This is a genomic window from Streptomyces sp. Je 1-369, from assembly GCF_026810505.1.
Lineage (GTDB): Bacteria > Actinomycetota > Actinomycetes > Streptomycetales > Streptomycetaceae > Streptomyces.
The window spans coordinates 6,861,206-6,883,574 of sequence record NZ_CP101750.1; the positions used below are offsets into that span (position 1 = coordinate 6,861,206).

The following is a 22,369-nucleotide window of genomic DNA, read 5'->3' on the forward strand; positions in this document are numbered from 1 at the left end:
CCCCAAGGAGTCTCCGTGTCGTACGCAGTGCTGCGCAGGACCCGTGCCGCCGCCATCGCCTCCGTGCTCGCCGGCGCCACGCTCGTCGGCGTCGCCCCCGCCGCGAGCGCGTCCGCCGCGTCCGCCGCTCCGGCCCCGCTCAAGGTGCTCACGTACAACACCTTCCTGTTCAGCAAGACGCTCTACCCGAACTGGGGCCAGGACCACCGGGCGAAGGCGATACCGGCTGCGGACTTCTTCCAAGGGCAGGATGTCGTCGTGCTCCAGGAGGCGTTCGACAACACGTCGTCCGACGCGCTGAAGGCGAACGCGGTGGGCCGCTATCCGCACCAGACCCCCGTGATGGGGCGCGGGAAGAGCGGGTGGGACGCCACCGGCGGCGCGTACTCCTCCGTGACGCCGGAGGACGGGGGCGTGACGGTGCTGAGCAAGTGGCCGATCGTGCGCAAGGAGCAGTACGTCTACAAGGACGCCTGCGGGTCCGACGCGTACTCCAACAAGGGCTTCGTCTACGCCGTGCTGGACGTGGACGGCACGAAGACGCATGTCGTCGGCACCCACGCCCAGTCCACCGACCCCGGCTGCGGCAGCGGGGAGGCCGCGGCGACCCGCGCGAAGCAGTTCAAGGAGATGGACGCCTTCTTGGACGCCAAGAACATCCCCGCCGCCGAACAGGTCATCGTGGCGGGCGACTTCAACGTCGACTCGCGCAGCGCCGAGTACACCTCGATGCTCACCGACGCGGCCCTCGCCCCCGCCGAGAGCCGCACCGGCCACCCGTACTCCTTCGACACCCGGGACAACTCGATCGCCGCCGAGCGCTACCCGGACGACCCCCGCGAGGACCTGGACCACATCCTGCACCGCAAGGGCCACGCCCGCCCCGCCACGTGGCACAACCACGTGATCAAGGAGCAGAGCACGCCCTGGACGGTTTCCAGCTGGGGCAAGAAGTACACGTACACGAACCTGTCGGACCACTACCCCGTGATTGGTTCCTAGGGGCCGTCTCCAGAGGTGATCAAGGGTGGAGGACGTGACCAGGCTGCGCGGCCTGAGGTCGCAAGCGCATGCACGCTGATCCGCTGATCCGCTGATCTGCTGATCCGCGAGCTTCCGACGAGCATCGAGCGCGAGGCAATTTCCGTGGCCGCGGCCTGTTCGGGACTCCTGCAGTGGCGTGCCCGGGGGTCACGATGAGCCATGGAAGAAGCCCGATTAGTTCTTGCCTACTGCAAGGCACTCGCTTGGCCTGTGGCTTTCCTGGTGGTGACGTACATCTTCCGCCGCGAAGTGAAGGGGCTGCTACGTCGCCTGAAGACCCTCAGTGCTGTCGGAGTTGATGCAGAGTTCTCAGAGGCCGTTGAGCAAGCCAGCGCGGCAGCAGAGGCTGTGGTGCGTCAGAGTGCCCCCGCGGTTGAGGGGCCCGCGGTGTCGGACGCGGACGCGCCGCCGGATGCGACCATCAGTCAATTTGCCTGGGTAACTGGCATGGCTTACGAAAACCCGGACGCCGCAGTGTTGGCGGCCTGGCGCCTGGTGGAGCGCAAACTCTCCGAGATGATGCCCGAACACGGAGATCTTGATCAGCGTGAGAGTCTCTTCGCTCTGCTGACCACGGGAAATCATTTGCTCCCCGGCGACATCGCCACAGCACTGCTCCGGTTGAAGAGCGTGCGTAATAAGGTGAGCCATACCACCGACCAACGCCGCCTGCCCAGTCCTGAAGCCGCGGCCAGCTACGTCGACAGCTGCCGAGCAATGGTGCGGTGGCTCAATCACTACCAACAGAGCCCGGCCTGGAAAGCCTTGCGTGAAACGTCTTCGCCTCCTGCCGACCGATAGCCTGTCAGGGCTCACGAGTTGCGCCCATGCCACGGTAGGTGGTGGCCCGGCTCCATCGCGCGGGGCGATCATGTTTCCATGGCCGCCCGTACGGAGCCGGGGCCGTCGGTGATGTGTCGCCGTGCGCGTTACCTGTGCCAGGGGCCCGTCACCGCGAACGTCGTGCCGGGTGTGTAGCAGTTCACGTACATCGTGTCGTGGTCGGGGGAGAACGTGACGCCCGCGAACTCGCCCCACTCGGGCTCCTCCGGGGTGCCAGTGTTCTGGCGGTTGCGGGCCATCGCGTAGACCTCGCCGCCGCGGGTGAGGCCGTACACGTGCTGGGCGCCGTTGCCGTCCTCGCACACCATCAGGCCGCCGCTCGGCGCGAGGCAGATGTTGTCGGGGGACTCGCCGGGCAGCTGGATGTCGGTGCTCGGGCCGAAGACGATGACGAGGGTGAGGCGGCGCCGCGACGGGTCGTACCGCCAGATCTGGCCGAAGTGGTCGCCCGCCGAGCCCTCCGCGCTGTGGGCGAACGACGAGACGAAGTAGACGGACGAGCCGCCCCAGTAGCAGCCCTCCAGCTTCTGGGCATGGGTGATGCCCTTCTTGCCGAAGTCCTGGAGGCGGATGGGGGTTTCGGTGGCCAGCGGGTCAGGGACGTCGACCCACTCGACCCCGTCGAAGCGGGCGCCCGTCTCCTGGACGGCGGACAGGTCGGGCACACCGGGCACCCGCATGGCCTGGAGTCTGCCGCCCGCGCGCAGCGAACCGCGGCCGCCCTCGGGCTTCTTGGGCAGGAAGCGGTAGAACAGGCCGAAGGGCTTCTGGAAGGCGTCCTCGGTCTCGTAGACGACGCCGCGCTTCGGGTCGACGGCGATGGCCTCGTGCTGGAAACGGCCCATCGCGGTCAGCGGCACCGCGCCGGTGCGGTGCGGATCCACCGGGTCGACCTCGAAGATGTAACCGTGGTCCTTGGTGTAGCCGTTCGTGCCGGCCCTGTCCTCGGTCTCCTCGCAGGTCAGCCAGGTGCCCCACGGGGTCGGCCCGCCCGCGCAGTTGACGGCCGTCCCGGCGATCGCGACACGCTCGCCGAGGACGTTGTTCCCGCGGTCGAGCGAGAGCGTCGTACAGCCGCCCTTGGCCATCGGGTCGTAGGTCAGGCCTTTGACGGTCGGCACGCCGATCTTGCCGGTGACGCGGTTCTCGTGGTTGCGCACGAGATGGACCCCGCCGTTCTTGCCCCGAGAACCCCGGGCAAAAGCGGCCATGCCGTCGTGGTTGCTGGGCACCTTGCCCTCGCCGGACCGCAGTTCGTCGCCCTCGCGGGAGAGAACCTTGTAGCGGAAACCTCTGGGCAGGTCGAGCAGACCCTTGGGATCGGGGACGAGAGGGCCGTAACCGGCCTTCCCGTGTGCGGCGGCGGTGCCCGCGAAGAGTTCGGAGAGCGCGCCGGTGAAGGCGATTCCGGCACCCACGGCACCGGAACGGGCGAGCACCTGACGTCGAGTGGCAGACATGATGGGCAACCTCCTGCTGGCGGACAGGAATGTGACCGGATGTGTGTACCACGCGCTCTGGTGCACGGGAACCACGCGCGTAGCTTCCGTTTCGCGTGCCGTCCCGTGTCCCCGTGAAAACGGGGACTGCCCGTGGGGGGCTACGCGTAGGGAGCTACGCGTCCACGAGTCCCTTGGCGTCCCGAGCGAGCGCCGTGAGCCGCGAGATGGCACGGAAGTACTTCTTCCGGTACCCGCCGTTGAGCATGTCCTCGCTGAAGAGCCGGTCGAAGGGCACACCGGAGGCGAGCACCGGCACCTCTCGGTCGTACAGCCGGTCGGCGAGCACCACAAGGCGCAGAGCGGTCGACTGGTCCGGCACCGGCGTCACGTCGGTCAGGCAGACGGCGCCCAGCTCGTCGGTCAGCGCGCCGTACCGGCTCGGGTGGACCTTGGAGAGGTGTTCGAGCAGGTGCGGGAAGTCGTCGAGCGAGGCGCGGTCGGTCGCGTACGCCGCCTTGGTGACCTGCTCCTCCGAGTACGGTGAGGGCGCTTCCGGAAGCCCCCGGTGGCGGTAGTCCTCGCCGTCGATCCGCAACGCCTTGAAGTGGGACGACAGGCCCTGGATCTCGCGCATGAAGTCCGTCGCCGCGAACCGGCCCTCGCCGAGCTTGCCCGGCAGCGTGTTCGAGGTCGCGGCGAGCGCCACGCCCTCCCCGACGAGCTTGGAGAGCAGCGAGGAGACCAGGACCGTGTCGCCCGGGTCGTCGAGCTCGAATTCGTCGATGCAGAGCAGCCGGTGCCCGCCGAGGGTGCGCACGGTCTGCTGGAAGCCGAGCGCGCCGACCAGGTTCGTGAGCTCGACGAACGTGCCGAACGCCTTCTGCTCGGGCGCCGCGGGCGTCGCGTGCCAGAGGGAGGCGAGGAGGTGGGTCTTGCCGACGCCGTAGCCACCGTCGAGGTAGACGCCGCGGGGGCCCGCGGGGGCGGCCGCCTTCTTCTGGAACCAGCGGCGCTTGCCCGCCCCGCTCGCGTGCGCCCCGCCGAGTCCCGCCGCGAAGCCGCTCAGGACGCGGACCGCCTCGGTCTGGCTCGGCTGGTTCGGGTCCGGGATGTACGTGTCGAAGCGGGCGGCTTCGAAGCGCGGCGGCGGCACCATCTCGGCGACCAGACGGTCGGCGGGGACGTGCGGCTCGCGGGCGCACAGCGACAGCGGAGCCACTTCGGCTATGGGGTGGCGCCCGGAGGCGGCGGTGGAGGACGACACGGTTATTCAGTTTAGGGGGCGTGCAAGACTGCGGACATGCGACGCCTGTTCCCTGTGACCGACCAGACAGCCGACGTGACCGACCAGAAAGCCGAGCGGCAAGCCGACGAGCAGGCCGACGAGAAGGCCGACCAGCAGGCCGACCGGACACACGACCGGACGCCCCATCGCACGGGTGACACGGCCGACCGGGAGTGGAGCCTCGACGAGCTGGCCGAGGCCTACGCCTACCCGGCGGGGGAGGCGACCTGGCTGCGCGCCAACATGGTGTCCACCCTCGACGGCGCGGCCCACCACGACGGCCGCTCCCACCCGATCTCCGGCGACACCGACATGCGGATCTTCGGCACCTTGCGCGGCCTCGCGGACGCCGTGATCGTCGGCGCCGAGACCGTCCGCAAGGAGGGCTACCGCCCGGCGAAGGCGCGTGAGGTCTTCGCGCGGCACCGGGCCGCCGCCGGACAGACGGAGGCGCCCGCCATCGCGGTGGTCAGCGCGTCGCTCGACCTGGACTTCTCGGTTCCGCTCTTCACCTCGCCCGTGACGCCCACGCTCCTCGTGACCGGGGCCTCCGCACCGGCCGACCGCGTCGCGGCGGCGGAGCGTGCGGGCGCCGTCGTGGTGGTCGCCGGTGAGGGCGCGTCCGTGGAGCCGGAGCGGGTGGCGCCCGCCCTGGCCGAGCGCGGCCTCACCCGGCTGCTCACGGAGGGCGGGCCCCGGCTGCTCGGCCAGTTCGTGGCCGCGGAGGCGCTGGACGAGCTCTGTCTGACGGTGTCGCCGATGCTCACCGCGGGGGACGCGCAGCGGATCGCGGGCGGGTCCGCCCTGACGGTCCCCGACCGATTCGTACTGACGTCCGTATTGGAGGAGGCCGGGTTCCTCTTCACCCGATACCGTCGAAGCTGACAATCAGCGGAATCAGCCGTTCCGTTTGGCTTCGGCTGGGCACACTAGATCTCGCAGACCCCGTGCGGCCACGGGGCAGGATGGTTTCCGCAAGGGCCTCTCAGGAGGGCCCACGGATGAGAAGGGCGCCTGGCGTGTTCACAAGCGTATTGATGATCGAGAAGGCCCTGACGTCCGCCGACGTGGAGTTCGTCACCACGCTGCACGGGGACGAGCCCATCACCTTCCACGTGCTGCTCCAGCCCCGGGGCGACCAGGCGGACCGGCTGCTGCGCGCCATCGACGACGTCGCCCTCGGCGAACTCGACGAGGCGGCGCGCGAGGGCGACACCCCGGAGGGGCAGGAGGCGGCGGGCTTCGGCGAGCGGGCGTTGCAGGTCTCGCTGACGGCACTGCGGGCGGCGGGCTGCGCGGCACAGGGGCAGCTCATCGAGAACCATCCGCTGGACGCACTCAAGGCACTGGTCGCCGAGGCCGGGGCCGACGAGGTGATCGTCCTGACCGACCCGCACTACGTGGAGGAGTTCTTCCACCGCGACTGGGCCTCCCGGGCCCGCCACAAGGTGGGCGTCCCCGTCCTGAAGCTGTTCTCGCACAGCCTGGCGGACGACAACTAGCGCGAGACCGGCGAGGGGCCCGGGTGCCTCGGGCGTCGTGTGTCACGGGAGGCAATAGGCTGGGGCCTTCTCAGTCGTCGTACCACCAGGGGAGACACACGCATGGCACCCGGCCTGCCCCAGTCCATGGCCGACATGGACCGACCGCACTTCATCGGCATCGGCGGCGCCGGGATGTCGGGCATCGCGAAGATCCTCGCCCAGCGCGGCTCCCGGGTCGCGGGCAGTGACGCCCGGGAGTCCGCCACCGCCGAGGCGCTGCGCGCGCTCGGCGCCACGGTCCACATCGGCCACGACGCCGCGCACCTCGCACCCGACGCGACCTGCGTCGTCGTCTCCTCCGCCATCCGTGAGGACAACCCCGAGCTGGCCCGCGCCGCCGAGCTCGGCATCCCCGTCGTGCACCGCTCGGACGCCCTGGCCGGCCTCATGGAGGGCCTGCGCCCCATCGCCGTCGCGGGCACCCACGGCAAGACCACGACGACGTCGATGCTCGCCGTCACCCTCGCCACCCTCGGCCTCGACCCGTCGTACGCGATCGGCGGCGACCTCGACGTGCCGGGCTCCAACGCGCTGCACGGCAAGGGCGACATCTTCGTCGCCGAGGCGGATGAAAGCGACCGCAGCTTCCACAAGTACGCCCCCGAGGTCGCCATCGTCCTCAACGTGGAGCTCGACCACCACGCCAACTACGCGTCGATGGACGAGATCTACGAATCCTTCGAGATCTTCGCGGGCAAGGTCGTCCCCGGCGGCACCCTCGTCATCTCGGCGGACCAGCAGGGCGCCGTCGAGCTGACCCAGCGCGTCCGCGACCTCGGCGAGCTCAAGGTCGTCACGTACGGCGAGTCCGAAGACGCCGACCTGCGCATCCACAAGATCACGGCCCGCGGTCTGACCAGCGAGGTCACCGTCCTCCTGGACGGCAAGCTGCTGACCTTCACGGTCTCCGTGCCCGGCCGCCACTACGCGAACAACGCCGTCGCGGCCCTCGCCGCGGGCATCGCCCTCGGCATCCCGTCCCGCAACTTGGCCGGCGCCCTGAAGTCGTACACCGGCGTCAAGCGCCGCCTCCAGCTCAAGGGCGAGGCCGCGGGCGTCCAGGTCATCGACTCCTACGCCCACCACCCCACCGAGATGACGGCCGACCTGGAGGCGATGCGCTCCGCCGCTGACGACTCCCGCATCCTCGTCCTCTTCCAGCCCCACCTCTTCTCGCGCACCCAGGAACTGGGCACCGAGATGGGCCAGGCCCTCGCCCTCGCCGACTCCTCCGTGGTCCTCGACATCTACCCGGCCCGCGAGGACCCGATCCCCGGCATCACCAGCGCCCTGATCGTCGACGCCGCGCGTGAGGCGGGCGCCGAGGTCGCGGCCGTCCACGACAAGGCGGAGGCCGTCCGCGCGATCGCGGGAATGGCGAAGCCCGGCGATCTCGTTCTCACCATGGGAGCGGGCGACGTCACGGACCTCGGCCCGCAGATCCTGGCCGAGCTGTCGAAGTAAGTCGAAGTTGAGGGGAAGGCACCCATGTCGTACGACGTCGAGAAGCCCGACGAGCAGTGGCGGGCGGAGCTGACCCCTTCGGAGTACGCGGTACTGCGCCGGGCCGGCACGGAACCCGCCTTCGTCGGTGAGTACACGGACACCAAGACCGAGGGCGTCTACTCCTGCCGTGCCTGCGGCGCGGAGCTGTTCACCTCGACGGAGAAGTTCGAGTCGCACTGCGGCTGGCCGAGCTTCTTCGACCCCAAGGACACCGACGCGGTCGAGCTGCTCCAGGACACCTCGCACGGAATGGTCCGCACCGAGGTCCGCTGCGCCCGCTGCGGCTCGCACCTGGGCCACGTCTTCGAGGGCGAGGGCTACGCCACCCCGACGGACCAGCGGTACTGCATCAACAGCATCTCGCTGCGGCTGACGCCGAGCGAGGGCTGAGGCGGGGAGAGGGCTGAGGAAGGGCGAAGGGGGCGGCGCGCTCCAGGGGCGCGCCGCCCCCTCGGCGTCTTAGAACGTCAGCTTCCAGCTGTTGATGTACCCCGTGTCCTGGGACGCGACGTCCTGGGCGCGGAGCTTCCATGCGCCGTTGGCCGTCTCGCTCGACGCGTTCACCGTGTACGTGGCGATGATGTTGTCCGCCGAGTCGTTGCTGCTCGAGTTCTTCAGGCGGTACGCCGTGCCGTCCGGCGCCACCAGGTCGAGGACCACGTCACCGCGCCAGGTGTGCCGCACGTCGACGTCCACCTTGAGGGTGGCGGGGGCGTTGCCGGTGCGTCCCGCGACGTTGACCGTGGAGGTCACCGCGGCGCCGTTGTCCGGGATGGTGACGTCGGTCGTGTTCTCGTACACGTCGCCGGGCGGCACCGTGGTGCCCGCGCCGAGGGTCCAGATCGCGTGCGCGATGGCGTCGCTGTTGCGGTCGAGCGCCGTGTCGTTGATGTTCGACGTGGAGTCGCAGGACGAGTGGTAGCAGCGGTCGAAGGCCTGGCCCGCCGTGCCGCCCCACTTCTGGGCCTGCGCACTGGACTTGGAGCGCTCGGCGCCGGTGAACAGACCGCCGACCGGGATGCCGACGTTGGCGAACGGCGCGTGGTCGGAGCGTCCGTCGCCCTCGGTCTCGATCTCCGTCGGGACGCCGAGACCCGCGTAGTAGTCCTTGAACGTCTTCTCGATCGTCGGGTCGTCGTCGTAGACGAAGTAGCCCGGGTTCGGCGAGCCGATCATGTCGAAGTTCAGATAGCCGCTGACCTTTGAACGGTCCGCGGCGGGCAGGTTGTTGACGTAGTACCGCGAGCCGACCATGCCCAGCTCCTCGGCGCCCCACCAGGCGAACCGCAGGTGCTTCGTCGGCTGGAGCTGCGCGCGCGACACGGCGAGCGCGGTCTCCAGGATGCCGGCCGACCCCGAGCCGTTGTCGTTGATGCCCGCACCCGACGAGACGCTGTCGAGGTGCGCGCCCGCCATCAGGACCTGGTTGGCGTCCCCGCCCGGCCAGTCGGCGATCAGGTTGTACCCGGTGGCGCCGCTGGACGTGAACTGCTGGATGCGGGTGGTGAATCCGGCCGCGTCCAGCTTGCCCTTCACATAGTCGAGTGAGGCCTTGTAACCGGCGCGCCCGTGGGCTCGGTTGCCGCCGTTGGCCGAGGCTATGGACTGGAGCTGGGAGAGGTGCGCCTTGACGTTGGCGAGCGGGATGTCGGGCGCCGCGAGGGTGGGCGTGGGGGCGGCGGCCGAGGGGGTGGCGGTGGCGAGCAGGCCGCCGATGGCCAGGGTGGCGGCACCGACGGCCGCACGTCTGAACAGGTTCATGTGTGGGGCTCCGTATTCCGAACAGCGTGAGGGACGGAACGTGCGAGGCGCCCTGCGACGCGGGTGCCGCGGGGCGCCTTTTGGAGCTGAGCGTGCTGTGCGTGCTGTGCGTTGCCTGATGTTGAGGGGCGGACGACCGACGGTCAAGGGCGGAAACCGGTCACATGACGGTCAGCCACGTCCGTATACCGGACGACTCTCCGGCGGCGCGGCTCCGTCGACAGCCGTCAGAAGAAGACGCCGCACCTCAGCAGCACGTTCGCGTACGGCCGCGCCTCACCGGTCCTGACCACCAGACGGGCGCCCGCCGAGAGCCCCTTGAGCTCCTCGTGCGGGACGAGGGCGAGGGACGGGAGGCTCTCGCGCAGGAGTCGAGCGGTCGGCGCATTCGCCTCGCGTACTTCCAGCGCCGCCGTCCCGCCCTCCACCACCAGCTCGTCGAGGAGCCCGTCGAGTACCTCCGCGAAGGACGGGACCCCGGCGCGGAACGCCAGGTCCACCACGCGCGGGCCCGCCGGGACCGGCATGCCCGCGTCGCAGACGAGCACGGTGTCACCATGGCCCAACTCGGCCAGCGCGCCCGCGAGATGACGGTTCAGGATGCCCGACCTCTTCACCGGGACGGGCCCTCCTCCTCCGGAACGGCCTCGGCGAGCTCCGCCGCGGTCGGGTAGGAGTCCTGCGCGCCCTTGCGGGTGACCGCGGCCGAACCCACCCGCACCGCGTACGCGGCCGCCGTCGGCAGGTCCTCGCCGAGGCCGAGACGCCAGCCGAGCGCGGCGGTGAAGGCGTCGCCCGCGCCGGTCGTGTCCACCGCGTCGACCTTCGGGCTCGGGACCCGTACGGCGCTCTCCGCCGAGCCCTCCGCAGTGAGCGCACCCTCGGCGCCCAGCGTGATCACGACCGAGCGCGGGCCAAGGGCGAGCAGCCCGCGCGCCCACTCCTCGGGGGAGTCACCCGCGTCGTCGCCGAGGATGACGCGGGCCTCGTGCTCGTTCACCACCAGCGGGTCGCACGCCGCGAGGACCTCGTCGGGCAGCGGGGCGGGCGGCGACGGGTTGAGGACGAAACGGGAGCCGGGGCGCAGGGTGCGTACCACCTCGGCGACCGTCTCCAGCGGGATCTCCAGCTGGCTGGAGACCACCCGCGACGCGGCGAGGAGGCTGCCCGCCGCGCGGATGTCCTCGGGGGTGAGGCGCCCGTTGGCGCCGGGGGAGACCACGATGCTGTTGTCGCCCGACGGGTCGACCGTGATCAGCGCGACACCGGTGGGCGCGCCGCCCACCAGGACGCCGACGGTGTCCACGCCTGCCGCCCGCTGCGCGTCCAGCAGAAGCCTGCCGTGGGCGTCGTCGCCGACCCGGGCGAGCAGCGCGGTGCGGGCGCCGAGGCGGGCCGCGGCGACCGCCTGGTTGCCGCCCTTGCCGCCGGGGTGGACGGCCAGGTCGGAACCGAGGACCGTCTCGCCGGGCGCGGGGCGGCGCTCCACGCCGACCACCAGATCGGCGTTGGCGGAGCCCACGACCAGCAGCTCGTAGTCGTCGTTCATGGGTGCTTGTTCCTGCTTTCGTACGATGAGGTGCCGATGTGACGGTACTCGGATTGTCGCCGGTCGTTGGTCAGCGGCCGTCCGTCAGGAGAAGTCCTTCACGTTCTTCGACGTGACGACCTTCACCGGCACCTTCACCGTCCCCTGGACCTTCTTGCCCTGCGAGGCCCGCACCGCGTTGCGCACGGCGATCTTCCCGAGCTCCCTGGGCTGCTGCGCCACGGACGCGTACAGCGTGCCCGCCTCGACCGCCTTCAGCCCGTCCGGGGTGCCGTCGAAGCCGACGACGGGGACGGACTTGCCCGCCTTGTCGCCGAGTGCCTTGACCGCGCCGAGCGCCATCTCGTCGTTCTCGGCGAAGACGCCGGTCACGCCCTTGTTGGACTGCATGAGGTTCGTCATGACGTCCAGGCCCTTCGTGCGGTCGAAGTCCGCGGGCTGCTCGGCGACGACGTCGATGCCCGGGTACGCCTTGATGCCCTCGGCGAAGCCCTGGCCGCGCTCGCGACTGGCGGAGGTGCCGGGCGTGCCCTGGAGGACGACGACCTTGCCCTTGCCGCCCAGCTTCTCGGCGAGCGTCTTCGCCGCCAGCCTGCCGCCCGCGACGTTGTCGGAGGCGACGAGCGCCGCGGTCTCCGCCTTGTTCACGCCCCGGTCGGCCGCGACCACCGGGATGTCCTGCTTGTTGGCGCCCCGCACGGCGGGTCCCGCCGCGTCGGAGTCCACCGGGTTGAGGATGATCGACTCCACGCCCTCGCCGGTGAAGTTCTGCAGCTGGTTGGTCTGCTGCGACGCGTCGTTCTGCGCGTCGGTGACCGTCAGGTCGACGCCCGCCTTGTCGGCCTCGGCCTGCGCGCCCTCCTTCATCTGCACGAAGAAGGGGTTGTTGAGGGTGGAGAGCGACATGCCGATCTTCGTGCTCGTGCCGGACGAGCCCGAGTTGAAGAACGAGACGGCGCCGACGACGGCGGCCACGACCACGGCGGCGACCGCGTACTTCACCGCCTGCGGCCCCTTTCCTCGTATCCCTCCCGAGGCACCCGACGACGCTCCCGGCGTCGCCCCGGCCCGCCGCCGCAGCGTGTCCAGGAGGACCGCGAGCGCGATGACGACGCCGATGACGACCTGCTGCCAGAACGCGGAGACGGAGAGGAGGTTGAGGCCGTTGCGCAGCACGGCGAGGATCAGCGCGCCGATGAGCGTGCCGGACGCCTTGCCGACGCCGCCCGCGAGGCTGGCGCCGCCGATGACGACCGCGGCGATGGCGTCGAGCTCGTAGCCCTGCGCGGCCTGCGGCTGCGCGGAGACGAGGCGGGACGCGAGCACGACGCCCGCGACGGCCGCGAAGAGGCCGGAGAGCGCGTAGATGACGAGCTTCTGCCGCTTGACGCGCAGCCCGGAGAGGCGGGCGGCCTCTTCGTTGCCGCCGATCGCGTACATGGAGCGGCCGATGAACGTACGTCCGAGGACCAGCGCCGTGACCAGGCCCATCGCGACCATCACGATCACCGGGACCGGCAGCCGGCCGCCGATGGTGTCACCGAGGTGCGAGACGGAGTCGGGGAACGCGATCGGGCTGCCCTGCGAGATCACCAGGGAGAGGCCGCGGGCCACCGACAGCATCGCGAGCGTCGCGATGAACGGCGGGAGCTTCCCGTACGAGACGAGCAGGCCGTTGACGAATCCGCAGGCCATGCCGGTGGCGACGGCGAGAACGACCGCCAGCCACACCGGGAGGCCCTGTGAGGTCGCGGTCCAGGCGAGGACGGTGGCCGACAGCGCGGCCACCGAGCCTACCGACAGGTCGATGCCCGCCGAGACGATGACGAAGGTGACACCGAACGCGAGGATCGCGGTGACCGCGGCCTGCACGCCTACGTTGAGCAGATTCTGCGTGGTGAGGAAGTCGCCGGAGAGCAGCGACATCGCCACGAGGAGGACGATCAGGGCGCTCAGCGCGCCGTTGTCGAGCAGGACGCGGCGGAGCGAGGCCGTGCCACCCGCGTCGCGCTTCAGGGTTTCAGTGGCCACGGGAGCCCTCCGCCTCTTCCTTGTTCCGTACCGCTTCGTCGTTCTGTTCTGTCTCGTCGTTCTGTACTGCTGCTTCGTGTTGTGTCGCCGCGGTGCTGACGGCGAGTGCCATGACGGCGTCCTGCGTGGCCTCTTCGGCCGTGAGTTCACCGGCGATCCGGCCCTGCGCCATGACGAGGACCCGGTCGCTCATGCCGAGCACCTCGGGCAGGTCGCTGGAGATCATCAGGACCGCGTGCCCGGAGGCCGTCAGCTCGTTGATGAGCTGGTAGATCTCGACCTTCGCGCCCACGTCGATGCCGCGCGTCGGCTCGTCGAGGATGAGGACCCGGATGTCGGCGAGCAGCCACTTGCCGATGACGACCTTCTGCTGGTTGCCGCCGGACAGCGTGCGGACGTGCTGGCCGAGCCCGGCCATGCGCACGCCCAGCTGCTCGGCGATCCGCGCGGCCGCCCGCTCCTGGCCCTTGAGGTCCACGAGCCCGGCGCGCGTCGCCGAACGCAGCGTCACCAGGCCGAGGTTCTCCCGCACGGAGGCGTCGAGGACGAGCCCCTGCCCCTTGCGGTCCTCGGGGACCAGGCCGATGCCCGCGACCATCGCCGCGTTCACGTCGTGCCGGGGCAGCCGCTCGCCGCGTACGTCGACGGAGCCGCCGTCGTACGGATCGGCGCCGAAGACCGCGCGCGCCACCTCGGTGCGGCCCGCGCCGACGAGACCCGCGAGGCCGACGACCTCGCCGGCCCGCACCTCGAAGCTGACGTCGTGGAAGACGCCGTCGCGGGTCAGGCCGTCCACGCGGAGCAACGGCGGCCGGGTCCCAGACTCGGAGTCGGAGTCGGTGTCGGTGTCGGGGCGTTCGCGCGGGTACTGCTGCTCGATGTTGCGGCCCACCATGAGGCGTACGAGCTCGTCCTCGTCGGTCGACGCGGGCACCTGGTCGACGCTGCGGCCGTCGCGCAGGACGGTGACGCGGTCACCGAGGGCGGCGATCTCCTCCAGGTGGTGGGTGATGAAGACGATGCCGACGCCGTCCTCGCGCAGGGAGCGCACGATGGCGAAGAGCTTGTCGACCTCATCGGAGGTGAGGACGGCGGTCGGCTCGTCCATGATGAGCACCCGCGCGTCCAGGCTCAGCGCCTTGGCGATCTCGACCATCTGGAGCCGGGCGATGCCCAGTTCGCGCACCTTGGCGCGCGGCGAGACGCTGACGCCGACCCGCTGGAGCAGCTCCTCCGCGTCGGCCTCCATCTTCTTCCGGTCGACCAGGCCGAAGCGGCGCGGCTGCCGTCCCAGGAAGATGTTCTCGGCGACGGTCAGGTCGGGAACGAGGTTGAACTCCTGGTAGATCGTGGCGATGCCGAGCCGCTCGGCGTCCTGCGCGCCGTTGATGCGGACCTCGCGCCCCTCGGCGAAGATCCGCCCGCTGTCGGGGCGGTAGGCGCCGGAGAGCATCTTGATGAGGGTGCTCTTGCCCGCGCCGTTCTCGCCGAGCAGGACGTGCACCTCGCCGCGGCGCAGGTCGAAGTCGACGGAGTCGAGCGCGACGACGCCGGGGAACGTCTTGCGTATCGACTCGATGCGCAGCAACTCGTCCTGGTCGCTCACGGATTGCTCCTTCGTGCGGGGGTGTTCTCGCCGCGGTCGCCGGGGGCGTCTCCGCGACCTGCGATGTCCTCGCCGCAGGAACGGCGGACGACGAGACGGGCGGGCAGGGTCACGGACCGCGGGCTCCTGCCCTCGATCCGGTCGATCAGCGCGTGCACGGCGGCCCGGCCGAGGTCGGCGGTCGGCTGGGCGATCGCGGTGATCGGCGGATCGGTGTGCACGAACCACGGGATGTCGTCGAACGCGGCGAGCCCGATGTCGTCCGGGACGCGCAGGCCGTGGGCGCGGAGGGCGTCGAGGGCGCCGAGGGCCATCAGGTTGTCGGCGGCGAAGACGACCTCGGGCGGCTCGGGCAGGGCGAGGAAGCGTTCGGTGGCGCGGCGGCCGCTGTCCGCCTGGAAGTCGCCCTGGCCGATGTAGGCGTCGGGCAGCGCGATGCCGTGCTCGCGCAGCGCCTCGCGGAAGGCCTCGACGCGCTCGCTGCCGGTGGTGGTGGCCGCCGGGCCCGCGATGATGGCGAGCCTGCGGTGACCGAGTCCGTGCAGGTGGGCGACGAGGTCACGGACGGCCTGCCGCCCGTCGGAGCGGACGACGGGGACGTCCACGCCGGGGATCCACCGGTCCACGAAGACCATCGGGGTGCCGGCGCGCACGGCGTCGAGCATCAGCGGGGAGCCGCCGTCGGTGGGGGAGACGAGCAGCCCGTCGATCCGCCGGTCGAGCAGGGTCCGTACGTGGTGGTCCTGGAGCTCGGGGCGTTCGTCGGCGTTGCCGATGATCACGCTGTAGCCGAGGGCGCGGGCGGCCTCCTCGACGGACCGGGCCAGCTCCGTGAAGTACGGGTTCAGGACGTCGCTGATGACCAGGCCGAGGGTGCGGGTCTGGTCGGTGCGCAGGGACCGGGCGACGGCGTTGGGCCGGTAACCGAGCGCCTCGACGGCGGCGAGGACCCGGGTGCGGGACGCGGGGCTGACGGAAGGGTGGCCGTTCAGCACGCGCGACACGGTGGCGACGGACACGCCGGCCTCGGCCGCGACGTCCTTGATGCCCACCGAGCTCGGACTCATCGTCGGTCCACCTCCTTGTGGAATCGATTACACGGAGGATTGGAAACGATTACACGGGGGCGTGACAAGGGGTGGGCGGGGCGGGATGGGCGAGTGAGATCCGATCGTGATGATCGGGGGTTCGGGTGTCGGCTCGGGTGTCTCGACTCGGGGTGTGCCGGCTCGGGTGTGCCGTCCGGTGGCGGGAGGCCGGGTCAGTCCTGCCGGAACGGGACCGTCAGCCAAGGGCTGTCCGGGTCCGTGGTCAGGGCGCGGTGCGCGCGGAGTACGTCCGTGTACCAGGAGCCGAACGACTCCTCGTCGAAGTGCAGGCAGCGGCCCAGGACGTAGCCCGCGGAGAACGTCTCCCAGGAGGTGTACGAGGAGCGGGCGGCCTCGGAGGCACGTTCCAGGGACTTGATCATTTCCGCGTGCGTGGCGTACCGCGCGCCCCTGCCCCAGCGGGCCATCTTCGAGGCGCGCCCGATGTCCCACGCCGCGACCGTGCCCACGTGGCCGTCGGGCGGCAGGAGTTCGTCCGCGCGGAACCGCGCCTCGTAGCGGAGCACCTTGCCGACCAGGCCCCGCAGATGCGCCACGAACTGGTCGAGTTCGGGGTCCTCGCCGGGCCGGTGCGGCTCGCCGGGGCCGCCGGACTCCACCACGCGGTGCCGGAGCGCCGCCTCGACCTGGTCGCGCCAGAGCTCCGGGTCGACCCGGGGGCCGTGCCGCCGGGCCAGTACGGTGCGGGCGTCGAGGACGAAGTCCCAGTACCAGGGGCTGACGTCACCAGTGAGCAGCCGCTCCTGGAGGGACAGCCAGTCGTCGCGGTCGTGCACGCCCCACCACTCCTCCAGGCGGCCGGTCTCGTTGTGGTGTCCCGCGCCGTGCCAGTCGACGGTGTTCCAGGCGTCACCGTTGGTGAAGCACAGGTGTGCCCCGCACGCCAGGCCGTGCAGGAGCGGGCTGCCGGGCTCGGGTGCGCCCGTGCGCCGGGTGTCGATGCGGTTCCCGAGGCTGTCGGCGCGGTGGTACGTGTCGTGCAGCTCCGACCAGACCTCACGCTCGTCGTCGGTGGTCAGGTAGAACTGCTGGCACGGCGTGGCCGCGTTCACCACGAGCAGGTCGACGTCGTCGGGGCAGCCGTGGGCGAGCGAGTCCAGCGTGACGTACTCGTAGACGACGGCGGGGTGCGGGCGGGGCAGCACGCCCGCCGTGTAGACCTGCGCGACCTTCCTGCCGTCCGGCAGGTCGACGGTGAGCAACTCGCTCTCGGTGTCCCCGCGTTGCGTCCCGGTGACCGACACCGGGCGGTACAGGCCCTCGACGGCTATCGCCCGCAGATAGCCGTACGCGTCGTCCGCCTGGCACAGCTCGTACAGGTGCTCCTCCAGGTCGGCGGGCGCCTGCCAGGGGCTGCCGTCCTCGGGGGCCGGGAAGTCGGGGAAGACCTCGTCGTGGAGCTCGGCGTCGAGGGTGTACGCGCTGTCGGGGGCGGCGTGGTCGTCGTGCATGGGTCTTGTTTCTCCGCTCGGGCGCTGCGCTGGTTCTCGCGATCTCGCACCCTACGTGGGCGCCTCGACCCGTACCGACTTCAGGCCGTTGATGAAGTGCGAGACCAGCCGACGCGGCGGAGCGGCGAGGCGCAGGGTAGGCAGGGCGCGGGTCACCTCCTCGTGGAACACGCGCAGTTGCAGCCGGGCGAAGTGGGCGCCGAGGCAGACGTGCGGGCCGTCGCCGAACGCCACGTGCGGGTTGGGGGAACGGGTGAGGTCGAGGCGGTGCGGGTCGGTGAAGACGCGCTCGTCGTGGTGGGCGGAGGCGTGGAACACGACGACCTTGTCCCCGGCCGCGATGCGTGTCCCCGCCAGCTCGGTGTCACGGGCCGCCGTACGCCGGAAACTGAGCACCGGCGGGTGGCGGCGCAGGAGTTCGTCGACGGCGGGCCCGACGCCGAACGTCCCGGCGCGCAGCCGCTCGTACTCGCCGGGGCTCTCCGCGAGCGCGAGCAGCCCGCCGGGTGCGGCGCTGCGCACGGTGTCGTTGCCCGCGACGGTGAGGAGGAAGAAGAACATCTCCAGTTCGGGCGCGGTGAGTTCGGGGTCGTGGGCGAGTGTCGTGAGGACGTCGTCGCCGGGGTGCTCGCGTTTGTGCGCGGCCAGCGTGCGCGCGTACGCGAACATGTCGCGCAGCATCGCCGGGGAGCGCGGGTTGACCGGCTCACCGTCGGGGCAGAGCACGGGTGGGGGTGCTTCGTCCGGGTCCTGGTAGCCGATGACGCGCTGCGTCCAGTGCAGGAGGAGGTCGCGGTCGGTGGCGGGTACGCCGAGCAGGTCGGCGAGGTTGAGCAGGGCGTAGTCGTCGGTGACGGCGGTGACGACGTCGAAGGTGCCATCACCGGCGCGGGCCTGCTCCAGGGCGGCGGCGATGAGCGTACGGGCCCGGTCGCGCACCCTCGCCTCGAAGCGTTCGACGAGGCGCGGGGTGAAGGCGCGGCTGACCAGTCCGCGCAGCCTGCCGTGGTCGGTGGGCCCGCGCGCGCCCGCCCCGGCGTGGGCGGCGGTGGCGCTCGCGGGGTCCTGGTTGAGCATCATGCGCCGGATGAACGGCAGGTCGTCCGGGGCGGGGTCACGGATCTGGGTGGCGCCCAGGTATGAGGAGTACGTCGCCGCGTCCTTGAGTACGCGCACGACGTCCGCGTGCCGGGTGACGGCCCAGAACCCCGGGCCCGCGGGCCACCCGAGCACCGCGGGCTCGTCCTGCCATGCGACGGGATGGTGGTCGCGCAGGATCCGGTAGCGGTCGTGGGGGACGCCGTCCGCGTAGAGGCGGGGGTCGAAGACGTCGGGGACGGGGGGTGGGGGCGTGAGGGGCGGGGTCGTGCGGGGTGGGGCGCTGCCGTGCGGGCTCATGCGGTGCCGTGGCCGTGGTTGCCGTGGACGTCTGGACCGTCGTGGCCCTCGTGGCTTTCGTGACTGCCGAGGCCGCCGTGGTTGCCGTGGCTGCCTTGACCGGTGTTGCCGCCGTGACCTCCGTGGCTGCCGGGGCCTCGGTGGCCACGGTGCTCGTGGTCGCCCGTGAGGCCGTCCTCGCCCGCGTACCCTCCCTCGCCCGCGTACCCTTCCTCGCTCGTGAACTCGTCCTCGCCGGTGAAGCCCTCCGCTGCGTCGCTCACGTCGCCCTCCGCGCGCAGGAAGTCCTCGACCGTGCGGATGAGTTCGAGGGGCACCTCGTCCATCGCGTAGTGCCCGGCCCCCGGCAGCTCCGCCAGTTCGCCCTGGGGGTACGAGCGCAGCCAGGTGCGGCGCATGAGGTCCGCGGAGAGCGCGGGGTCGAGCGCCCCGGTGACCGCGAGCGCCGCCACGGGCGAACCCTCGACCTCCGTGTGGAAGTCGTCGCCCGCCCAGGAGTCCAGCCAGGCGCGGAACGCCTTCGCGTCGCTGACCGCGAGGGACCGGCGCACCATCCGGTCGAGCCAGGCCCGGGGGCGTACGCCACCCGTGGTGATGTCGATGATGGTGCGGCGGCTCTCCGGGGCATGTGCGGCCGAGGCGAACAACTCCCATTGGTCGGGTGGAAGTTGGAGACCCGAAGCGGGTACGGGGGACACGCCCACCAGGCGGCGCACCCGGTGCGGCGCCACGGCGAGCACGCGTTGGGCGACGCTGCCGCCCATGGAGTGACCGATCAGCGAGAACCGCTCCCAGCCGAGGTGGTCGGCCAGGTCGAGGATGTCGGTGGCGGCCTCGCCGGTGGTGTACGCGCCGGCCGTGTCCTTGGCCTCGCCGTACCCGCGCAGGTCCACCGCCGCGTACGTGAACGCGGCGGCGTCGAGGTCCGCGAGCACCGGATCGTACGCCGACCGGTCCGCGAACCAGCCGTGGACCGCGATCACCTTGTGCGGGCCTTCGCCGAGCAGGGTGTGGGGGAGCAGGAATGGGTTCACAACGACTCCGATCGCCGACGGGGTCCGGGGCGGCACCGGGCGGTGCGGGACGTGACCACGGTGTCCCCGCGCCGCGGTGTCGCGCAAGGGTGCGCGCGTCGTCCGTTCCCGTGTTCGACCAGGTGCGGGGGTGTGCGTGCCGAGGCGGGGGTGAACTTGGCGGACGGCCTGCGGTGCGGTGCCGCGGTTGGTCAGAATGTGGCATGGCCATCCGTCGCCTCAGCTACCGGCTCGGCCAGGAGCCGGACACCGGAGCCGTCAGCCTTGTCCCGTCTGACATGGACTCCGCTCAACTCTGCGCGCACGAAGGGAAGTTGCGTGGCGCCGTTACGCGCGTCATCGGCGTGCCGCCCGCCGGGGATGCGGGGTCCGAGCTGAGCTACAGCCTGCTTCCGGACGGGGGGCGGCTCCTGTGTGCGGCCCTCCCGGGGCAGCGGGTCGAAGCGCTGCATCTGAGCGCGGACACGCCCGGGCCCGGGCCCGTGTGGCCCATCGACACGTGGCGCTCCGCGTCGTGGGCGGGGGAGGGAGGCGAGTCCTTGGGCCCGGGCTTCGTCGAGTCCGAACTCCCGGTTCCCGAGGCCCACTTCGACGGTGGACTCCTCGTCGCGTTCGCCCGGGCGCGCGCCGACCGTGTCGCGCCCTTCCTCGCCGACGTGCGCCGCCTCTTCGAGGACCCCGCCGGGCGGCAGATCGTCCTGGTCGAGGACGACTCCGGGACCGTGGCCCACTGGATCGCCCTCGCCTGCGCCTCGCTCCCCGAGGCGTACGTTTCGGCGCTGACGTTCACCACCTGGACCGGCGACCCGCGTCGCGCCCCGCACCGGATCATCGGCATCGGCCCCGACGCGGAGTTCGACCGGTCCGACGACGCGGTGGTGGAGTACCTGTACCGCGTCCACGACGGCACGGGCGGCGGCCCCGAGAGCCCGCCCACGGAACCGGACGCCTGGGCCCGGCTGACGGCCGAGCGCTGGCTCACCGGGAACCCACCGCGGCCCCCGCGCGGGACGGTGACGGGGCCCGAGGGCCCCTTCGCCCTCATCCCGCTGGTCGCGGGGGTGCTGACGGGGGCCGCAGGTGGTGGGGGTGAGGGCGCTGTTGGGGGTGCGCGCCGTGCTGGGGGTGCGGGCAGTGCTGGGTGCGTTGAGGTGTCTGGGGGTGCCGGGGGCGCTGAGGCCCCCGCAAGCGCCGGAAACCCCGCAAACGCCGGAGCCCCCGCTACTGCCCACCATGCCGAGCTCGCCGGGCTGCACGGCATCACCGGCGACACCCTGCGCTCCGTTCTCGACGCCTTCGCCCAGTCCGTGGCCCGGGGGGAAGCCGACGCCCGTACCCTCGGGGAGCTCGACCGGCTCTGTCGGGGGCTCGACGGGGAGCAGGCCCTCGCGGCGCGACCCCTCGCCCTCGCCCTCGTCAAGCAGCGGCTCGACGCCTCACGGGGGAGTGGCACGCTCCCCGATCTCGCCGCCTTCGAAGGGCTGCCGCTCGGGCAGGAGGCCTGGCGGGAGCTGCGTGAGGAGTACGGCGACCGCGCCGACGACGCCCTGCGCGCCCGGCTCCACGGCCCCGTCACCACCTGGACGGAGCCGCTGCGCCTCGCCCTCGCCGTGGGCGCCGACGGCGGGCCCGGGCTCGCCGAGGCCATGGACCGCCTCGCGGACGCCCTGCTCCACCCGGAGCGGCGCGACTGCGCGCAGGCCGTCCAGGTGCTGTCCGAGCTCGACCACCTCGCCTTCACCCGTCGCGTGCTCCGGCTCCTCCTCGTGGGGTTCACCGAGCGGAAACTGGACCGCCTGCGCGCCCTCGCCGACTCGCCCCAGGGCGACTGGCTGCGGCGCAACATCGACGACGCGCCGCTCACCGTCCGCCTCGCCGCGGCCGCCGCGCAGTGGAGCGGCCCACCGGACCGGCTGCGCGGCGTCGAGCTCTTCGAGCGGCTCACCGGACTCCTCTCCAACCGGCGAGTCGAGGACGTGAAGACGCTCAACCTGCTGTGGCGCATGGTGTGGCGCAACGACCCGCCGGACCGCGCCGAACAGCCCCGGGTGGCCCGCGCCTGCACCCCGCGCCTCATCATCGAGGCGGACCTCGGCCGCCGCATCATGGGGTGGCTCAAGGAGCCGGACCACTGCGACCGCGAACTCGTCGACTTCGCGCGGGAGATGTACAGGGATCCCAAGCTCGGCGCCCAGGACCGTGACGCCGCGGAACTCCTCGTCATCGCCCAGGATCTCGCCGACGGGCGGATCGCCGTCAGCCGGGCCTCCGTCGCGCGGCTCAGGGAGCTCGGGCGCAAGGTGTCGCCGCTCGGCATGGTCCTGCGGAAGGGCATCGACGAACGGGTGGGCCGGGCCCTCGCCGGGACCAACCCGCTCGACGTGTGCGAGTCCCACTGCCTGCAGATCCTCGTCGCCGCGGGCCCCGACCTCCTCGGCGCCTACCGTGCCCACCTCCTCGAGGAGGGGACGCGCGACCGACTCGACCGTGAGCTGCCCGGCAACCCCGCCGAACTGGCGGCCTACTTCCACGTCTGGCGGCCCCGCCGACGGCACGGCGTCACCACCGACTGGCGGGACGTCGCCGCCGAACTGCTCGACCAGGTCCTCGCGCCCGTCCTCGCGCATCTGGACGACCACCGCCTCGGCCAGATCGCCACCGTCCTGCAACGGGAGGGCCAGGGCGTACAGGAATGGACGGCGTGGCGGCACCGGGTCGCCCAGGAGCAGAGCTGACCGATGACCACTTCCCCGACCGTTCCCACGA

17 protein-coding genes and 1 pseudogene are annotated in these 22,369 nt (G+C 71.5%); 7 read left to right on the plus strand and 11 right to left on the minus strand.

Translation table 11 applies throughout. From position 1 onward, the window contains the following. Positions 1-15: 15 nt before the first annotated feature. Positions 16-1,002, plus strand: coding sequence for a sphingomyelin phosphodiesterase (gene sph, locus NOO62_RS30915; RefSeq protein ID WP_268774079.1), 987 nt, complete (start codon positions 16-18; stop codon positions 1,000-1,002). Between the two features lie 201 nt (positions 1,003-1,203). Next, on the plus strand, positions 1,204-1,845 hold the full coding sequence (locus tag NOO62_RS30920; RefSeq protein WP_268774080.1) for a hypothetical protein: 642 nt from the start codon (positions 1,204-1,206) through the stop codon (positions 1,843-1,845). Positions 1,846-1,973: 128 nt separating this feature from the next. Here the strand turns inward: NOO62_RS30920 and NOO62_RS30925 are convergent, their stop codons facing one another. Further along, positions 1,974-3,347 (minus strand): PhoX family protein, encoded by a 1,374-nt coding sequence (locus NOO62_RS30925; RefSeq protein WP_268774081.1) that lies wholly within the window; start codon positions 3,345-3,347, stop codon positions 1,974-1,976. 154 nt (positions 3,348-3,501) lie between these two features. Continuing rightward, entirely contained in the window at positions 3,502-4,593 is a 1,092-nt protein-coding gene (gene zapE, locus NOO62_RS30930) for a cell division protein ZapE (RefSeq protein WP_268774082.1), read from the minus strand. Between the two features lie 36 nt (positions 4,594-4,629). Between zapE and NOO62_RS30935 the strand changes: the two genes are divergently transcribed. From NOO62_RS30935 to msrB, 4 genes are all read left to right on the plus strand, one after another. Beyond that, on the plus strand, positions 4,630-5,499 hold the full coding sequence (locus NOO62_RS30935) for a pyrimidine reductase family protein (RefSeq protein WP_268774083.1): 870 nt from the start codon (positions 4,630-4,632) through the stop codon (positions 5,497-5,499). Positions 5,500-5,633: 134 nt separating this feature from the next. Next, positions 5,634-6,116, plus strand: coding sequence for an indole-3-glycerol phosphate synthase (locus NOO62_RS30940; RefSeq protein WP_268774084.1), 483 nt, complete (start codon positions 5,634-5,636; stop codon positions 6,114-6,116). 102 nt (positions 6,117-6,218) lie between these two features. Beyond that, on the plus strand, positions 6,219-7,622 hold the full coding sequence (murC, locus tag NOO62_RS30945) for a UDP-N-acetylmuramate--L-alanine ligase (protein ID WP_268774085.1): 1,404 nt from the start codon (positions 6,219-6,221) through the stop codon (positions 7,620-7,622). A 24-nt stretch (positions 7,623-7,646) separates the two neighbouring features. Beyond that, positions 7,647-8,054, plus strand: a complete 408-nt coding sequence (gene msrB / locus NOO62_RS30950; RefSeq protein ID WP_268774086.1) for a peptide-methionine (R)-S-oxide reductase MsrB — start codon at positions 7,647-7,649, stop codon at positions 8,052-8,054. Between the two features lie 69 nt (positions 8,055-8,123). Here msrB and NOO62_RS30955 read toward each other — a convergent pair whose 3' ends face one another. From NOO62_RS30955 to NOO62_RS30995, 9 genes and pseudogenes are all read right to left on the minus strand, one after another. Further along, positions 8,124-9,425 carry a M28 family metallopeptidase gene (locus tag NOO62_RS30955; protein ID WP_268774087.1) on the minus strand — a complete coding sequence of 434 codons (1,302 nt, stop codon included), beginning with the start codon at positions 9,423-9,425 and terminating at the stop codon, positions 8,124-8,126. Positions 9,426-9,652: 227 nt separating this feature from the next. After that, positions 9,653-10,042, minus strand: a complete 390-nt coding sequence (gene rbsD, locus NOO62_RS30960; protein ID WP_268774088.1) for a D-ribose pyranase — start codon at positions 10,040-10,042, stop codon at positions 9,653-9,655. Further along, positions 10,039-10,974 (minus strand): ribokinase, encoded by a 936-nt coding sequence (locus NOO62_RS30965; protein ID WP_268774089.1) that lies wholly within the window; start codon positions 10,972-10,974, stop codon positions 10,039-10,041. Before NOO62_RS30965 ends, rbsD begins: the two co-directional genes overlap by 4 nt. An 84-nt stretch (positions 10,975-11,058) precedes the next feature. Next, positions 11,059-13,005 carry a substrate-binding domain-containing protein gene (locus tag NOO62_RS30970; protein ID WP_268774090.1) on the minus strand — a complete coding sequence of 649 codons (1,947 nt, stop codon included), beginning with the start codon at positions 13,003-13,005 and terminating at the stop codon, positions 11,059-11,061. Continuing rightward, positions 12,995-14,611: a sugar ABC transporter ATP-binding protein gene (locus NOO62_RS30975; protein ID WP_268774091.1), complete on the minus strand. Its 1,617-nt coding sequence runs from the start codon at positions 14,609-14,611 to the stop codon at positions 12,995-12,997. The genes NOO62_RS30970 and NOO62_RS30975 overlap by 11 nt, the downstream gene beginning before the upstream one ends. Then, positions 14,608-15,678, minus strand: coding sequence for a LacI family DNA-binding transcriptional regulator (locus tag NOO62_RS30980; RefSeq protein ID WP_268774092.1), 1,071 nt, complete (start codon positions 15,676-15,678; stop codon positions 14,608-14,610). The genes NOO62_RS30975 and NOO62_RS30980 overlap by 4 nt, the downstream gene beginning before the upstream one ends. 194 nt (positions 15,679-15,872) lie before the next feature. After that, positions 15,873-17,171, minus strand: a complete 1,299-nt coding sequence (locus tag NOO62_RS30985) for a DUF1266 domain-containing protein (RefSeq protein ID WP_268774093.1) — start codon at positions 17,169-17,171, stop codon at positions 15,873-15,875. Positions 17,172-17,222: 51 nt separating this feature from the next. Further along, the gene (locus NOO62_RS30990; RefSeq protein ID WP_268774094.1) at positions 17,223-18,569 is read right to left on the minus strand and encodes a cytochrome P450; all 1,347 of its coding nucleotides are present in this window, start codon (positions 18,567-18,569) and stop codon (positions 17,223-17,225) included. Between the two features lie 251 nt (positions 18,570-18,820). Next, positions 18,821-19,603 (minus strand): annotated as a pseudogene (locus tag NOO62_RS30995) (alpha/beta fold hydrolase); the annotation flags it as partial. 203 nt (positions 19,604-19,806) lie between these two features. On the opposite strand from NOO62_RS30995, the gene NOO62_RS31000 reads away from it, so the two are divergent. Further along, positions 19,807-22,338, plus strand: a complete 2,532-nt coding sequence (locus NOO62_RS31000) for a GTPase-associated protein 1-related protein (protein WP_268774095.1) — start codon at positions 19,807-19,809, stop codon at positions 22,336-22,338. Positions 22,339-22,369: the final 31 nt, after the last annotated feature.

What these genes read in the sequence shown, in the direction of transcription:
- NOO62_RS30965 (WP_268774089.1), bottom strand. Translation starts at nt 10,974, where the DNA reads ATGAACGACGACTACGAGCTGCTGGTCGTGGGCTCCGCCAACGCCGAT.
- NOO62_RS30985 (WP_268774093.1), bottom strand. Translation starts at nt 17,171, where the DNA reads ATGCACGACGACCACGCCGCCCCCGACAGCGCGTACACCCTCGACGCC.
- NOO62_RS30955 (WP_268774087.1), bottom strand. Translation starts at nt 9,425, where the DNA reads ATGAACCTGTTCAGACGTGCGGCCGTCGGTGCCGCCACCCTGGCCATC.
- NOO62_RS30925 (WP_268774081.1), bottom strand. Translation starts at nt 3,347, where the DNA reads ATGTCTGCCACTCGACGTCAGGTGCTCGCCCGTTCCGGTGCCGTGGGT.
- NOO62_RS30920 (WP_268774080.1), top strand. Translation starts at nt 1,204, where the DNA reads ATGGAAGAAGCCCGATTAGTTCTTGCCTACTGCAAGGCACTCGCTTGG.
- NOO62_RS30980 (WP_268774092.1), bottom strand. Translation starts at nt 15,678, where the DNA reads ATGAGTCCGAGCTCGGTGGGCATCAAGGACGTCGCGGCCGAGGCCGGC.
- NOO62_RS31000 (WP_268774095.1), top strand. Translation starts at nt 19,807, where the DNA reads ATGGCCATCCGTCGCCTCAGCTACCGGCTCGGCCAGGAGCCGGACACC.
- NOO62_RS30990 (WP_268774094.1), bottom strand. Translation starts at nt 18,569, where the DNA reads ATGAGCCCGCACGGCAGCGCCCCACCCCGCACGACCCCGCCCCTCACG.
- murC (WP_268774085.1), top strand. Translation starts at nt 6,219, where the DNA reads ATGGCACCCGGCCTGCCCCAGTCCATGGCCGACATGGACCGACCGCAC.
- NOO62_RS30935 (WP_268774083.1), top strand. Translation starts at nt 4,630, where the DNA reads ATGCGACGCCTGTTCCCTGTGACCGACCAGACAGCCGACGTGACCGAC.
- msrB (WP_268774086.1), top strand. Translation starts at nt 7,647, where the DNA reads ATGTCGTACGACGTCGAGAAGCCCGACGAGCAGTGGCGGGCGGAGCTG.